We start from the raw sequence: 13,401 nt of genomic DNA, 5'->3' as shown, positions 1-13,401 counted from the left end.
TCCTTTTCTCTCGGTTTTACGACGACAAATGTGACATGGGGGCAAACGGTGACGGTGGCGGTGACGACGACGGCGACGGTCCCGTCGACACGCAAGAGGCGATCATGCGGGCCACCTACCGCGCGCTGTGTCGACACGGCTACGCCAACCTGACCATGCAGGCCATCGCCGACGAGTTCGACAAGACGAAAGGCGTCATCCACTACCACTACGACACCAAAGAGGACCTGCTCGTCGCCTTCCTCGAGTACCTGCTGGACGCCTTCGAGCGAAACATCGCCATCGACGAGGACGAGGCACCTCGCGAACGCCTCGAGTCGCTGATCGACACCCTCCTCTTTGGCCCCCCGGAACGCGGCGAGTTCGACCACTGGGAACTCACGACCGCGATGCTCGAGGTCCGTTCCGAGGCGCCCCACAACGAGGAGTTTCGCCGCCAGTTGAGCCGCAACTACGAGACGGTCGTGGCTACCGTTGTCGCCATCGTCGAAGAGGGGATCGAACGTGGTGACTTCCGCGACGTCGACCCCGAGATGGTCGCGACGCTCCTGTTGACCGCGATCAACGGGGGGCGAATCTACCAGGTGAGCCTGCAACGCGACGACGTCGCCGACCTCACGTCCGCGAGCCTCGAGGCAATCGTCCGCGAGTGGCTCTGTCAGGGTGACGCCGACGGTTCCGAAGACGCGGACTCGGACGGTGACGACGACGTCGGTGCGGAGACAGCTAGCGACGGCGCGGACGCCACCGGCGACACGGACGGCGACTGAGAACGCGGTTTTCGCCGAGTCTCACTGCTGGATCGTACGGGAGAATCCACTCGGACCCTCGACGTTCCGCATTTTGCAGCTGAAAACGCCATCTCTGGCGACTGATGGACTGGGGCTCGACAGTCCCTCTCAGGTTGGACTCGGCCGCTGGACTCGCGAGAGGTACGACGCGAGGTCCGTCGTCGTCACGATGCCGATCACGCCCTCGTCCTCGTCGACGACGGGGACGTGTTTGATCCCGTGTTCGATCATGGTGTCTGCGACGTCGCGGATCGACTCCTGTGCCGTCGCCGTCACCACGTCGGTCGACATGTAGCGTTCGACCGTCGTCTTCGCTTTTGGACTGCTCTTGGCGACGATATCGACGAAGTCAGTCGACGTCAAGATCCCCTCGAGTCCACCCTGATCGTCGACGACGAGGACCGAACTGACCTCGTCGGTGAGCATTACGTCTGCGGCATCCTCGACGAGCGTGTCAGACGACACCGTCTTCAGTGACGTCGACATGACTCGTGCGACGAAGATGTCTTCCATACTGGTATCATATCCCACGGGGCTATAAGAATTGCCGAAACGGGAGCCCTGCCGAACCCGGATCGTCCGCTCGTCGCTGCCGTCGTCGCGTTACTTCGTCGCCTCCTCGAGCACGAGCGTGTCGTCCTCGAGGTAGTGTTCGAAGTGGTGACCGTCCTCTTCGAGCGTGACGAGGATCTCACGGAGGATCTCGGCGGTGGCGTGGTCGCCGAGGTTCTCGGCGAGTTCGATGCTGTCGCGCATCGATTCGATGATGTCGCCGTACATCTCGAGGTCGTTTTCGAACATGGTGCGGACGTCGTAGACGTCTTCACCTTCGAACTCGACGGTGGCACGTCGCTCGAGGTTCGTCGGCCCCGAGACGGGGACGCCACCGAGTGCCTGGGCGCGCTCGGCGATGGCGTCTGCGCCCTCCTCGACGTGTTCGTAGGCCTCCTCGAGGAATTCGTGTAGCGGCAGGAACTCCGCACCCTCGACGACCCAGTGGTGTTTCTTGAGCTGGTGGTACAGGACGTACGAGTTCGCCAGTTCGGTGTTCAGTGCGTCGACGATCTGTTCGGCCTTCTCCTGGTCGAGTCGAAGGGCGTTCTCTTCGACGACGTCTGCGGGCTGACGGACGGTCTTCTGGGTGCTCATCGTATCTGATCGATACGATCGCCACCCACATAAGCGTTTTCTAACCCGAAACAACATTTTCCAATCGAGAAAAATTAGTTTCGGTATTACGAGAGCTCACTCTCCAGTCGTTCGCCGTTTCCACCGCTTCTCGAGACTGGTTCTTTTTTCTTATATGAGTAAATATTTTGAAGCTGCGCGTTCTACGGGGAGTATGGCAACGAGAGCCGCACAGCGCCGAGCAGGGCTGTACGTCGACGGCGAGTGGCGCGAGCCCGAGACCGGCGGAACGATCGAGGTGGCTGACCTCGCGGCCGGCGGTTCGTTCGCTCGAGTGGCGGCGGCGGACCCGGCGGCAGCGCGGGACGCCCTCGCCGCGGCGAACGCCACCGAACCCGAACTTCGGCAGACGACCATCGTCGAGCGCGCCCGCTGGTGTGAGGCGATCGCAGACGGCATTCGCGAGCGTCGGGAGGAACTGGCGGAGGTGATCGTCCGCGAGGCTGGCAAGCCCATCTCGTCGGCTCGTGGCGAGGTCGAACAGGCCGCAGATCGGTTCGACCGCGCCGCAGAGGAGGCCCGCAACGTCGTTAGCAAAGGCGAGTATCGCGAGGGCTCGACGCCCGGCCACGAGGGCTGGGAGGCGATCGTCAAACACGAGCCGGTGGGGACGGTGCTCTGTATCACGCCGTACAATTACCCGCTGGCCACGACGGCGTTACAGGTTGCGCCTGCACTCGCAGCGGGTAACGCGGTCGTCTGCAAACCCGCGAGCAACACGCCGGTGTCGGCTGCGATCCTCGCCGAAGTGATCGACGAGACTGCAGCCCTCCCCGCGGGCGCGTTCAACTTCGTTCCCGGCGAGGCACGCGAAATCGGCGACGTGCTCGCCGGCGACGACCGGGTAAACGCCATCGCGATGACCGGTTCCTCCGGCGCGGGCAAGCACGTCGCCCGCGAGAGCGGCATCGTCACCCTCCACCTCGAGCTCGGGGGTAACGCGCCGGCGATCGTCTTCGAGGACGCCGACCTCGCCGACGTCGCGGGCAACTGTGCGAAGGGGGCGGTCAAGTACGCGGGCCAGCGCTGCTCTGCGGTCTCGCGCGTGCTCGCCCACGAGTCCGTCCACGACGAGCTCGTCGACGCACTCGAGGCCGAACTCGACGCCTGGCCGGTCGGCGACCTCTTCGAGGAGGAGACTGCACTCGGCCCGCTGATCAGCCCCGAGCAGGCCGACTGGGTGGAGACGCTCGTCGACGACGCCGTCGAGAAGGGGGCCGACCTGATTCGGGGTGGCGAACGTCGCGCACCCGAGGGCGTCCCAGACGACCTCGCCGACCAGTTTGTCGAGCCGACGCTGCTCGCGAACGTCCCCCACGACGCCCGGATCGTCCACGAAGAGCAGTTCGGCCCCATCGCCGCCGTCACCACGTTCGAGGACGAGGCGGAGGCCCTCGAGATCGCCAACGGCTCCGACCTCGCTCTCGACGCGGCTGTGTTCACGAGCGACTACGACCGCGCGATGCGGGTGGCAGACCGCGTCGACGCGGGCGCGGTCCGGATCAACGGCGCGCCGAGTCACGGGCTCGGCGACATCCCCTTCGGCGGCAATCGCGACTCCGGCATCGGCCGCGAGGGGATCGACGCCGCCATCCACGAGTTGATGCGCACGAAGAGTATCGTCCTCTGATCCGGGACATAACCTCATCGCTCGACAGATCGCGTCTCGCGTTCTATTTCGCCAGTGTCAGTCCCTGAGCAGGTCCTCGAGCAGCGCCGAGTCGTCCTCGCCGAGCGCCGAGCGCACGAGCAGGCTCCCGCCGAGGACGGCCGGACTGATGACCACGTCCGCGCCTGCGCGTTCGAGCTTTCGCGTGTTCTCGCGGTCTGTCGCGGCGGCAACGAGCCGGGTGTCGGGGGCGAGTTCGTGGGCGGTCAGGATCGCGAGTGCGTCGGTCGCGTCGTCGTCGGTCGCGACGAGGATGGCCCCTGCGGAGTCGACGTGGGCGCGCTCGAGCGGGGCCTCGTTGCTGGGGTCGCCGGTGACGACGAGAATTCCCCGGTCGTCGAGTGTCTCTGCTGCGTCGGCGTCGTCGGTGACGACGACGAACTCCCGGCCGCTGCGCTCGAGTTCGTCGACGATCGGTTCGGTCAGTCTGCCGTAGCCGAGCACGAGGACGTGCTCGGTCTCGAGGTCGAGTGTTGAGTCGGTCATTCGTCCGAGTGTGTTGGTGATGCGGCTCTGGAGCGCCGGGCCGACCAGCGATCCGATCGCGAAACCGAAACTGGCCACGCCGAGAACGAGCACGGACATCGTAAACAGCATTGCCTCCGTCGAGTGGGTCTCGGGGGTGATGTCGCCGTAGCCGACCGTGCTCGAGGTGATCAGCGTGAAGTAGAAGGCGTCGAGGATGGTGTCGATTCCCTCGAAGTCGTCCCGGAGGGTGTAGCCGCCGATGGTGCCGTAGGCTTGCACGCCGATCAGGGCTGCACCCGCAGCGATCTGGGTCGTCGTCAGCGAGAGGTCCCGGTCGAAGTGCGACCGGGTAAACAGGAGCACCGGAATCGCGAGCAACGAGATGACGATCAGCGGAAACGAGTACGGGCTCGACTGTAACAGTCCCTGGACAGCCGTCGCCGGACACAACAGCACGGTCGCCCACCAGCCGGCACGGAGTCTCCGACGCAGCGAGAATGCGCTGGCGACCATCATGAACCCGGTTACGGCCCCGGTGAAACTGGCCGTATCCTGCACGGCGTGGGGGACGTACGGCTCGAGCGGGCCGGTGGCGTCCACCCCGATGTTGACGAGGGCGGTCGCTACCGAGAGCACGGCGACCATCAGCGCGAGCACCACCGCCGCACGCGTCGTCAACACCCGGTGCCAGTCCTCCGAGAGGCGGGCTCGTCCCGGGCCGTCCTCGGCCATATCCTGACTCCGACCCGGCGTCAGTTAACCCCACCGTCGTGTCTGGGGTCCGACCACGCCGAGTGGCTTCGTTGCTCGCTGCAACAGGTGGAATCTTTTATGGCCGTGGTGGCATTCTGCCTATCTATGATGCGGAACCGTGGCTGTGGCGACGGGCGGACGGCCGGCGGTGACGGTCGGTGACGATGCGACGGACCGTCTGGCGTCACGTCCGGAACCAGCGCGAAACCTTTCGGATCTACGCCTACGGCCTCTGCATGGGCACTGCAGACGCCCTCCCCGGCGTCTCCGGCGGGACGGTCGCGCTCTTGCTCGGCTTCTACGGTCGACTGATCGCGGCGATCACGGCCCTGACGCCTCGCCGGGCGGTCGACGTCCTCCGGGCCTACGATGCCGGCCGACGAGACCGGGCACGGGAGGCTCTCCTCGAGATGGACCTTCAGTTTCTGCTTCCACTCGGCGTCGGGATGGTCACCGCCGTCGCCCTCATCGCGGGGACGGTCTCGACGCTCGCTGAAACCCACCCGATCGTGATCTTCGGCTTCTTTATGGGACTCATCGCGGCCTCCGCGGTCGTCCTCTTCCGGAGTCTCAGCGTCTCGACGGCACGCCACGCCGTGGCGGCCGCCACCGGAATCACCCTCGCCGTCCTCGTCAGTCTCGACGTCTTCCAGCTTCCGGGCAGCGGTCCTGCTGTTATCTTCGTCGCGGGCGCGCTCGCGATCAGCGCCATGATCCTGCCCGGCATCTCGGGGGCGCTCATCCTGATCCTGCTCGGCCAGTACGTCTACATGTCCGACCAGCTCACCGCCTTCCTCACTGCGATCGGGAGTCTCGCCTCCGGCAACGGCTCGTTCGCTGCCATCGCCGACCCGGGAACGGCCGTCGTCGTCTTCGTCTTTGGGGGCTTCGTCGGCCTCCTGACGATCGCACGGGCCGTCCGCCGCTCGCTCGAGTACGCCCGCGAGCCGACGCTGCTCTTTCTCGTCGGTCTCGTCGCCGGGTCAGTTCCCGCACCGTTGCACGAGGTCACAGCGTATCACGCGCTGACGACGGAGGTGCTGGGGCTGCTCGCAGTCTGGGGAGTCGTCGGTGCCGTCACGCTGTTCGGACTCGATCGCCTCGCCGGTGGCTTCGATCCCGAGTAGCGGTCGACAGAATTAGCGATCGGCCTGTCGCTGGTCGTACACCATGACCGCCCGGTCGTGTCTGGCCGAGATGCCGTTCGGGTTCCGCCGCGCGGATCGATCGGCGTATCGCGCTTGCATTCCGTCACGGAAACCTGCTGCGACGTCGCTTACTCCCTCGAGACCGTTCGTGAGCCACTCGGTCGGCGGCGTCTGCCCGGCGAGAGCTCGCCGCGTTCCGGCCGCACTGTCACGGACGGCAGTGTGCACGATTCGGCCGACGACGGTCGGGTAGAGGCCGTAGTTCTTCGCGAGTCGATAGGCCAGCCCCCGGTGGCGGTCGTCCCGTTCCGGACCGTCGTGGCCGCCGTCGGTTCCGATCGGTCCCCGGACAGCCATCGCCGCGTCCCAGTCGACCTCGAAGCCGAGTCCGGCCACGCGGTGGGCACAGTCACGGGCGCCACCGGTCGTGAGGTACTCGTCGAAGCCGTCGAGGGCGTCGAGGACGGTCCGGTCGAACGCGACGTTCGATCCGGGAAACTGGGTGACGTCCCGACCGGCCATCCTCGTGGGAATGCGCGGATCGCCATTCGACCCGCCGGGGCGTTCGCCGGTGATCGGCCCAGTAACGACGGCCGCGTCGCCGGCGAGCGTCCGTTCGGCCGCGTCGTACCAGCTGTGGTCGATCGCGTACTCGCCGCCCAGGAAGGCGACGGCCTCGCCCGTGGCCACCTCGAGCCCGGCGTTGCGCGAGACGTTCGGGTTTCGCTCGGAGATCTCCACGAGGACGTCGACGTCGTCTCGGTTCCTGACGGCACCTGTCGTCCCGTCGGAGGAGGGGCCGTTGACGACGATCACCTCCGTCGAGGCCGGCGTCCGCTCGTCGAGTGCGTCGAGACAGGTGAGCAGTCGCTCCCGGTCGTTGAGGGTCGAAATCACTACCGAGAGCGCCATATTGTCCGACCGAACGCCCCAATAATACAAAAATGGTGGGATCGACACCGATCTCGAGACGTCTGCCCCGGACAGCGAGGACGCACGCGTCGGGTCGGGAGCAGGGTGCAGCAGATGAACAGATGAATCGAGGAGTGGTTAGCGACGGCCCCGTGACGCAGACTACCGCAGGCGCGTGTTCCAGTAGGACACCGACGCGAAGTGGTCGGTGACGGGGTGGCCGCCGAGGGCCGTGTCGATCGTTCGGATCGGTTCGGCGAGTCCGTTGGGAATCGACCGGTAGAGGCCGTAGGGAGCGAGGAAGTCGTCTTCGACGTCGACCAGCGTCAGGTTCGTCTTCGCGAGCAGTTCGCTCACCTCGCTCTTGGAGTACAGCCGCGACCCCATCGGCAGCGCCCAGTTGTAGACGCTCCGGGCGCTGAAGCGATTGAACGTGTCGAAGACGATCTGCTCACGAGAGACTCGCCGCATCTCCCGGAGGAACGCCTCCGGATCGTCGGCGAGGTGGAAAAACCGCATCGCAACGACGGTGTCGAAGTGATCGTCCGGAAACGGCAACCGACCGGCGTCCCCGCGGAGGAACTCGAGCGTTCCCTCGAGGTTTGCTCCCTGTGTCTTTCGTCGACCCTGCTGTAACATCGCCGCCGAGATGTCGAGACCGACGACGTCGGCGCCGCGGTCGGCGAGCATGACGGTGAACCGCCCGGTTCCGCAGGCGATCTCGAGGATCGACCGATCCTCGACCGGCATGATCGCTTCGAGGACCGCTTCCTTCTCTCGTCGATCGATCAGCTGTCCGCCCTGAGAGAACCGCTTGTCGTCGTACTCCTGGGCCACCTCGTCGGCCTGGTACCACTCCTGTCCTTTCACGCTGGGCGCAACTACTGTCCCGGTGGGATAAAACGATACTGGAGTCCGCTCGCAAATCGGTCGGTGGTGGTCCCGCGGGCGATCGAACACTCGGCCGTTTTCGGCGGTCTCGACCGAACTGTCGATTTCACCCTTATACTACACTTATATGCCTTATACAAACAGCATTATTCGTATCCACATATAGGGAAGCTTTACCATCGACGTCTGTCCTCAAGTAGGTATGAGCATGAGTACAGCTGAGGATCGTGCTGCAGCCGCCGACGACCTCCTCTCTGAAGAGGAGTACCGCGACCGACTCCGTGACCTGCCGCCGAGTGCCAAGCTCGTCGCGAAGGTGCTCGAGTCGGACTCCCCGCTCTCGCAGGGGCAGCTCGCAGAAGAATCGCTCCTGCCCGACCGAACCGTCCGCTACGCGCTCAACCGTCTCGAGGAAGTCGAACTCGTGGGCTCGCGCTACAGTTTCCGCGACGCGCGCAAGCAGGTCTACTTCCTCAAGCACTGACTGGGCTGGACCCTGCGGGGCCTGCAGATTTCGGTCTCGAACCCGGCGTCGCCTTTGCGACCGTCCGGTAGCTATTTTTTCGCGCGTTCCAACCTCGTCGTATGCGTCTGGCGCGCTTTTCGATCCCGGCTGGGGCACGCGTGCCCACTGGAACCACCAACGCCTACCTGCTCGGTCGCGACCCGGCGATCCTCGTCGACCCGGCCGGCCGCACAGAGGATCTCGACCGTGCCGTTGCCGACTGCGACGTTGCCCACGTCGTCGTCACCCACACCCACCACGATCACGTCGGTGCCGTCGACGCTTACGCCGCCGAAACCGGTGCGACCGTCTGGGCCCGGTACGGCCGAACCGACCGCTTCCGCGAGGCGACCGGTCGCGACCCGGATCGAACGTTCACGCCCGGTACCACGATCACACTCGGCGGCGACCGGGTACGCGTCCTCGAGGCGACGGGCCACGCGCCTGATCACGTCGCCTTCGAGGCCGGTCGCGGCGGCCCGGTCTGCTGTGGTGACTGCGCGATCGCCGACGGAAGCGTCGTCGTCGGCGCACCCGAGGGAGACATGCGCGCGTACCTCTCGACGCTCCGACGACTCCACGCGATCGACCCGCCAGCGCTCCACCCCGGACACGGCCCCACCATCGACGAGCCACGCGAGACGCTCGAGCGACTGTTGACTCACCGGTATCGTCGTGAACGTCGCGTCCTCGAGGCTGTCGACGACGGTGCCCGGTCGATCGACGAAGTGCTCGCGGCGGCCTACGAGAAGGACCTGACCGGCGTCCGCGACCTCGCGGCGGCGACGATCCGGGCGCACGTGGAGAAACTCGCGGTCGAGGGAAACCTCCAGTGGGACGGCGAACGCATCGAATCGGGGGATCGACGGGAGTGAGACGACCTGCCCCCGCTTCTTTCGGATCGAAAACAATCCGCCCTCTGGCTCCGGAACGAAAACTACCATAGTTATTTATCCAACGATCTCGGAGGGGATCGTATGGGAGACGGGACCGGGGGCTATCGCCTCGACGAGATCGATCGGCGGATCGTCTACGCGTTGATGGCCGACGCCCGCAACACCTCCGCACCCGCGATCGCAGAAGACGTCAGCGTCTCGGGTGCGACGATCCGCAACCGGATTGCCCAGCTCGAGGAACACGGCATCATCGAGGGCTACCACGCGACCGTCGACTTCGAACACGCAGACGGCTCGCTGATGAACCTGTTCCTCTGTCACGCCCCCTTCGGCGACGTCGAGGGGGCTGCCCGCCGGATCGGCTCGATCCCCGGCGTGATCAACGTCCGGGAACTGATGGGCGGCCGGATGAACCTCCACGTCCTCGCGGTCGGCACCGACACGAGCGACCTCCGGCGCATCGGCCGCGAACTCGAGAACCTCGAGGTCGAGATCGAAGACGAGTTCCTCCTGCAAAACGAACACAACTTCCCCTACGCGCCGTACGGCCCGGCCGACCAGCGCCGACTCGAACCCCTCGCCGATTACATCAGCCTCACCGGCGGCGCCGAGGTCGTCGAAGTCACCGTCCACGAAGCGGCCCCAATCGCCGGCACCACCCTCGAGGACGCCGCCGAGGCGGGAATCCTCGACGACGGAACGCTCGTGATCGCGATCGAGCGCGACGACGCGATGCTCACCCCACACGGTGATACCGTCGTCCAGCCACAGGACGTCGTGACCGTCTTCTCGCCCGACGGCGCTGGCGAGCCAGCACTGAACGCCTTCCGCGATCCGTCCTCACGGCCCGCCACGTCCTCCAGCTAACATGCCCGTAGAGAGACTCCTCTCTGAACTACTTCACCGCGAGCCCGCCACCGACTCTGACCATCGGCCGGAGACGGCCGTCCTCCACGAGTGTCGCCACTGTGGCTCGAAGTTCGACGATCCGATTACCGAGTGCCCGGTCTGTGGCGCCGCCGAAATCGCGACCTACGAGTTTCCGTCGGGTGACCCGGACGCCGACGATGCCGACGGGGCCGCTGATGTCGACGCCGACGCCGATGCCGGCGACGGGTCGACCACCGATCGCTCGCACTGATCCGTTCGGACCGTTCGTCCTGCTGTCGACCTGTGACCGGGCACCGACTGGTTTTTTCCGCCTCGGCCCGTCACGTCTCTCGTGAACTCTCTCGAGGCCGACCTCGAGCAGGCGCGGGCACTCGAGGTCGCGAAACTCGCGGACGCGATCGAATCGATCGGGTTCGAGTGCACTCGGTGTGGGGCCTGCTGTACGAGCCACGACGGGGAGGCCCACACGGCGACCGTGTTCCCCGACGAAATCCGCCGGTTACAGGCAGCTTCGGCTGACGCTGGTGACCGAGTCGACAGTGACGCCGACGAGGCTCCCGAACGCGACCACGAGCGCGACTGGCGCGACGTCGCCCGGCCGATGCCCTACGGTCTCCACGAGGGTGCCGACGGCCTCGAGGGTGAGACCTTCGAGTGGGCACTCCAGACCGACGGCTGTGGCGACTGCGTCTTTTACACGGAAGACGACGACGGGCTCGGCGCGTGTAGCGTCCACGGTGACCGGCCGCTGATCTGTCAGACCTATCCGTTTAGCGTGGCGCTGGCGGGAACGAGCCAGCCGATGGGCGAGGCAGTGGACGAGGCGGGCATCGTCCGTGCTCACGAGTGTGAGGGGCTGGGCCGTGACATCTCCCGTGCCGACGCCGAGGCTCTCGCCCGGACGCTGAAAACCCGCGCCGTCCGCGAACTCGAGGAGGCGATCGCGGTCCGAGACGCCTACGAGCCCCCGGTCTCGAGTCCGGGCCCCGGTGAGGTCGTCGTCCACGATTCCGAGGGGGCCAAACGGATCGACGGGACGCCCCGTGACGACGAACCGGGCGAGGAGTGACCCGACTCACCGGCGGCCGACCCCGTGCGGGGACGATCCGCGGCACATGTTGGCCGAACCCTTACCCGTCGGTTCGGTGACGTCTCGTGTATGAGCACGGCCGAGCTGGACGATGTCGACCGCGGTATCTTGCATATGCTCCAGCGGAACGCCCGCGAGACGACGGCCGCGGAGATGGCCGACGCCGTGGGCGTGTCACCCAGCACGGTTCGCAACCGGATCGAACGACTCGAGGCTACTGGCGTGATCGAGGGCTACGTCCCACGGGTCAACTACGAACGTGCCAACTACCAGCACTTCATGGTGCTCATCTGTCACGCACCGGTGGGTCGGCGCGCCGAGGTCGCAGACGCCGTCATGGAGATCGAGGGAATCGTCGGGGTCCGGGAAATGCTTACTGGAACTGCCAACGTGCACATCGAAGCGGTCGGTACCGATTCGGACGAGGCCGACCGGATCACGGCCCAGCTCACCGAACTGGATCTCGAGATCCGATCCGTCGACCTGGTCAAGCGCGCCCGCATCCAGCCGTTCAATCACTTCGGTTCGCACCTGGTCGAGGAGTGATCGGTCGGACTGTCTTCTGTGACCGTATCGCCCTCTCTACTGCGGAAACTCACCATCGACTCGAATATCACCGCGAAATAAACAGTAGGCGCGAGTGCGAAATTCGCAATTTCTAAAAGGAACAGCGAGAGTTCCACGGGTCACCTGACCCGTGGTTGTTTACGCGACTTCGCCGGCGGATCTCTCGGTCCCCGACGAGGAGTCGACCGACTGATCGGCCAGTCGTGTTCGAATCGATACAGGAGCTCCGATATCGATAGGAAGTTGACGGCCGTCGTCGAACGAATCCCATGGACATCGACTGGGACGCCGTCACCCACGTGACGAAAGTCGACCCCGCGAAGCCGCTCCCATCCGACCTGGGCGTCCTCGAGGGCACCGACCTGATCGTCGTCGGCGGTTCCGACGACGTCACCGAGGCGAACGTCCTCGAGACGATCGATGCGGTGCGATCGCTCGAGGCGGCAGTCCCCATCCTGCAAGAGCCATACAGTTCAGCACACGTCTCCCGGGAGACTATCGAACGCGCGGACGCCGTCGCCGTTCCGGCCGTCTACAACGGCGATCGCGAACACTTCGTCGGCAAGCACCTCGAGCTCTTCACCGAGGTCGGGCGCAAACCCGACGCGCTGCTCGGAGCGGGCGTTCCGCTCGTCGGCGACGTCGTCACGTCGAGAGCCGAGGGGCTGGTGACCGACCTCGCCTCGAAACTGGTCGGCGAGGGTTACGTCGTCCAGCACCTCGAGTCGGCGGCGGCCGACCGCGCCCGCGTCGAGGAACGGTTCACGCCCGACCAGGTCGCCGGCGCTGCGCTCGCGACGGAATCGTTCTACGGCTTCCCGATCTTCTACGTCGAATACTCGGGCACCTACGGGGGGCCCGAGGACGTCGAAGCCGCCGCTCGCTATCTCGAGGAGACGACCTTGCTCTACGGTGGCGGCATCGACAGCGCCGAGAAAGCCGAGGCGATCCTCGCGGCCGGGGCGGATGCGATCGTCGTCGGCGACTGTTTCCACGACGACCCCGACGCCTTCTGCGAGACGATTCCCCGGTAGGGACGCGGGAGCCCCTCGCTCGCGCCACACCTGCTATCGACACGTCTCTCACAAACACTTATTGGCTATTAGAACATTTCTACGGTATGGATCTCGACGCCCTCCCGAGTCTCCGCACCCTCGAGGTCGCACTCGCCATCGTCGTCCCCCTCTCAGCTGTCGGGCTGTTCGGTGAACCCGCGTTCCTCGCCGACGCACCGTCCGTCTTCGCCGCCCTCTGGTTCGGTGCCGGTCTCGTCGCCCCCGTCCTCCTCGCCACGGTGGTCGTCCTCCGGGCACTGGCACACGTGGTGCGTCTCGTCGCGCCGGTCGTCGGCCACGACCAGCTCCGTCGGCCCGGGGACGTCTCGCCTCTGAGAATTCTCGTCTCGCTCGCGTTCGGCGCGCTCGCAGCATACGTGCTGTGGTGGTCTCTCGGTACCGTCTACGCCGTGTATTTCGCCTCGGTGGGTGGCGTGCTCATGGGTCACCTCGTCGCGGCCGTGTTCGGGAGCGTCCTCGCTCTCCTCGTGTTACTCCGGGTCGCACTCGGTCGGCTGTTTCCCGACGGCCCGGCCGCCCGGTTGCGACGGCCGACCCTCGAGTGATCGTACCGTCC

At 65.8% G+C, this 13,401-nt stretch carries 16 protein-coding genes; 11 read left to right on the top strand and 5 right to left on the bottom strand.

The annotated features are described in order from the left end of the window. Positions 1 to 35: 35 nt before the first annotated feature. Positions 36 to 770 (top strand): TetR/AcrR family transcriptional regulator, encoded by a 735-nt coding sequence (locus B1756_RS06275; RefSeq protein ID WP_086887775.1) that lies wholly within the window; start codon positions 36 to 38, stop codon positions 768 to 770. Positions 771 to 899: 129 nt separating this feature from the next. On the opposite strand, the gene B1756_RS06270 is transcribed toward B1756_RS06275, so the two are convergent. Together B1756_RS06270 and dpsA are read right to left on the bottom strand one after the other, a co-directional pair. After that, entirely contained in the window at positions 900 to 1,304 is a 405-nt protein-coding gene (locus B1756_RS06270; protein ID WP_086887774.1) for a CBS domain-containing protein, read from the bottom strand. A gap of 90 nt (positions 1,305 to 1,394) precedes the next feature. Next, positions 1,395 to 1,940 (bottom strand): DNA starvation/stationary phase protection protein DpsA, encoded by a 546-nt coding sequence (gene dpsA / locus B1756_RS06265; protein ID WP_086887773.1) that lies wholly within the window; start codon positions 1,938 to 1,940, stop codon positions 1,395 to 1,397. 193 nt (positions 1,941 to 2,133) lie between these two features. Between dpsA and B1756_RS06260 the strand changes: the two genes are divergently transcribed. Beyond that, the gene (locus B1756_RS06260; RefSeq protein ID WP_086887772.1) at positions 2,134 to 3,609 is read left to right on the top strand and encodes an aldehyde dehydrogenase family protein; all 1,476 of its coding nucleotides are present in this window, start codon (positions 2,134 to 2,136) and stop codon (positions 3,607 to 3,609) included. A 57-nt stretch (positions 3,610 to 3,666) separates the two neighbouring features. Here the strand turns inward: B1756_RS06260 and B1756_RS06255 are convergent, their stop codons facing one another. Continuing rightward, entirely contained in the window at positions 3,667 to 4,848 is a 1,182-nt protein-coding gene (locus B1756_RS06255; RefSeq protein WP_086887771.1) for an NAD-binding protein, read from the bottom strand. Between the two features lie 185 nt (positions 4,849 to 5,033). On the opposite strand from B1756_RS06255, the gene B1756_RS06250 reads away from it, so the two are divergent. Beyond that, positions 5,034 to 5,996, top strand: coding sequence for a DUF368 domain-containing protein (locus B1756_RS06250; RefSeq protein ID WP_086887770.1), 963 nt, complete (start codon positions 5,034 to 5,036; stop codon positions 5,994 to 5,996). Positions 5,997 to 6,008: 12 nt separating this feature from the next. Here the strand turns inward: B1756_RS06250 and B1756_RS06245 are convergent, their stop codons facing one another. Both B1756_RS06245 and B1756_RS06240 read right to left on the bottom strand, forming a co-directional pair. Next, positions 6,009 to 6,929, bottom strand: coding sequence for a glycosyltransferase family 2 protein (locus tag B1756_RS06245; RefSeq protein WP_086887769.1), 921 nt, complete (start codon positions 6,927 to 6,929; stop codon positions 6,009 to 6,011). Positions 6,930 to 7,091: 162 nt separating this feature from the next. After that, positions 7,092 to 7,799, bottom strand: a complete 708-nt coding sequence (locus B1756_RS06240; protein ID WP_086887768.1) for a class I SAM-dependent methyltransferase — start codon at positions 7,797 to 7,799, stop codon at positions 7,092 to 7,094. Positions 7,800 to 8,022: 223 nt separating this feature from the next. On the opposite strand from B1756_RS06240, the gene B1756_RS06235 reads away from it, so the two are divergent. From B1756_RS06235 to B1756_RS06200, 8 genes are all read left to right on the top strand, one after another. Continuing rightward, positions 8,023 to 8,304 (top strand): MarR family transcriptional regulator, encoded by a 282-nt coding sequence (locus B1756_RS06235; protein WP_086887767.1) that lies wholly within the window; start codon positions 8,023 to 8,025, stop codon positions 8,302 to 8,304. Positions 8,305 to 8,405: 101 nt separating this feature from the next. After that, the gene (locus B1756_RS06230) at positions 8,406 to 9,200 is read left to right on the top strand and encodes an MBL fold metallo-hydrolase (RefSeq protein ID WP_086887766.1); all 795 of its coding nucleotides are present in this window, start codon (positions 8,406 to 8,408) and stop codon (positions 9,198 to 9,200) included. Positions 9,201 to 9,302: 102 nt separating this feature from the next. Further along, positions 9,303 to 10,088, top strand: a complete 786-nt coding sequence (locus tag B1756_RS06225; protein ID WP_086887765.1) for an Lrp/AsnC family transcriptional regulator — start codon at positions 9,303 to 9,305, stop codon at positions 10,086 to 10,088. Between the two features lies 1 nt (position 10,089). Further along, positions 10,090 to 10,362, top strand: coding sequence for an FmdB family zinc ribbon protein (locus B1756_RS06220; protein WP_086887764.1), 273 nt, complete (start codon positions 10,090 to 10,092; stop codon positions 10,360 to 10,362). A gap of 81 nt (positions 10,363 to 10,443) precedes the next feature. Beyond that, on the top strand, positions 10,444 to 11,181 hold the full coding sequence (locus B1756_RS06215; protein WP_086887763.1) for a YkgJ family cysteine cluster protein: 738 nt from the start codon (positions 10,444 to 10,446) through the stop codon (positions 11,179 to 11,181). Positions 11,182 to 11,271: 90 nt separating this feature from the next. Next, positions 11,272 to 11,748, top strand: a complete 477-nt coding sequence (locus B1756_RS06210; protein ID WP_086887762.1) for an Lrp/AsnC family transcriptional regulator — start codon at positions 11,272 to 11,274, stop codon at positions 11,746 to 11,748. A 290-nt stretch (positions 11,749 to 12,038) separates the two neighbouring features. Further along, positions 12,039 to 12,803 carry a geranylgeranylglyceryl/heptaprenylglyceryl phosphate synthase gene (locus B1756_RS06205; RefSeq protein ID WP_086887761.1) on the top strand — a complete coding sequence of 255 codons (765 nt, stop codon included), beginning with the start codon at positions 12,039 to 12,041 and terminating at the stop codon, positions 12,801 to 12,803. An 86-nt stretch (positions 12,804 to 12,889) separates the two neighbouring features. Further along, the gene (locus tag B1756_RS06200) at positions 12,890 to 13,390 is read left to right on the top strand and encodes a hypothetical protein (protein ID WP_086887760.1); all 501 of its coding nucleotides are present in this window, start codon (positions 12,890 to 12,892) and stop codon (positions 13,388 to 13,390) included. Positions 13,391 to 13,401 lie beyond the last annotated feature (11 nt).

This window comes from Natrarchaeobaculum aegyptiacum (genome assembly GCF_002156705.1).
GTDB classification, from domain to species: Archaea; Halobacteriota; Halobacteria; order Halobacteriales; family Natrialbaceae; genus Natrarchaeobaculum; species Natrarchaeobaculum aegyptiacum.
This window is presented reverse-complemented; position numbering and strand designations above follow the sequence as displayed.

Bases quoted from the DNA above. Each gene is read 5' to 3' on its own strand.
- B1756_RS06275 (WP_086887775.1), top strand. From the start codon at position 36: ATGGGGGCAAACGGTGACGGTGGCGGTGACGACGACGGCGACGGTCCC.
- B1756_RS06270 (WP_086887774.1), bottom strand. From the start codon at position 1,304: ATGGAAGACATCTTCGTCGCACGAGTCATGTCGACGTCACTGAAGACG.
- dpsA (WP_086887773.1), bottom strand. From the start codon at position 1,940: ATGAGCACCCAGAAGACCGTCCGTCAGCCCGCAGACGTCGTCGAAGAG.
- B1756_RS06260 (WP_086887772.1), top strand. From the start codon at position 2,134: ATGGCAACGAGAGCCGCACAGCGCCGAGCAGGGCTGTACGTCGACGGC.
- B1756_RS06255 (WP_086887771.1), bottom strand. From the start codon at position 4,848: ATGGCCGAGGACGGCCCGGGACGAGCCCGCCTCTCGGAGGACTGGCAC.
- B1756_RS06250 (WP_086887770.1), top strand. From the start codon at position 5,034: ATGCGACGGACCGTCTGGCGTCACGTCCGGAACCAGCGCGAAACCTTT.
- B1756_RS06245 (WP_086887769.1), bottom strand. From the start codon at position 6,929: ATGGCGCTCTCGGTAGTGATTTCGACCCTCAACGACCGGGAGCGACTG.
- B1756_RS06235 (WP_086887767.1), top strand. From the start codon at position 8,023: ATGAGCATGAGTACAGCTGAGGATCGTGCTGCAGCCGCCGACGACCTC.
- B1756_RS06230 (WP_086887766.1), top strand. From the start codon at position 8,406: ATGCGTCTGGCGCGCTTTTCGATCCCGGCTGGGGCACGCGTGCCCACT.
- B1756_RS06225 (WP_086887765.1), top strand. From the start codon at position 9,303: ATGGGAGACGGGACCGGGGGCTATCGCCTCGACGAGATCGATCGGCGG.
- B1756_RS06220 (WP_086887764.1), top strand. From the start codon at position 10,090: ATGCCCGTAGAGAGACTCCTCTCTGAACTACTTCACCGCGAGCCCGCC.
- B1756_RS06210 (WP_086887762.1), top strand. From the start codon at position 11,272: ATGAGCACGGCCGAGCTGGACGATGTCGACCGCGGTATCTTGCATATG.
- B1756_RS06205 (WP_086887761.1), top strand. From the start codon at position 12,039: ATGGACATCGACTGGGACGCCGTCACCCACGTGACGAAAGTCGACCCC.
- B1756_RS06200 (WP_086887760.1), top strand. From the start codon at position 12,890: ATGGATCTCGACGCCCTCCCGAGTCTCCGCACCCTCGAGGTCGCACTC.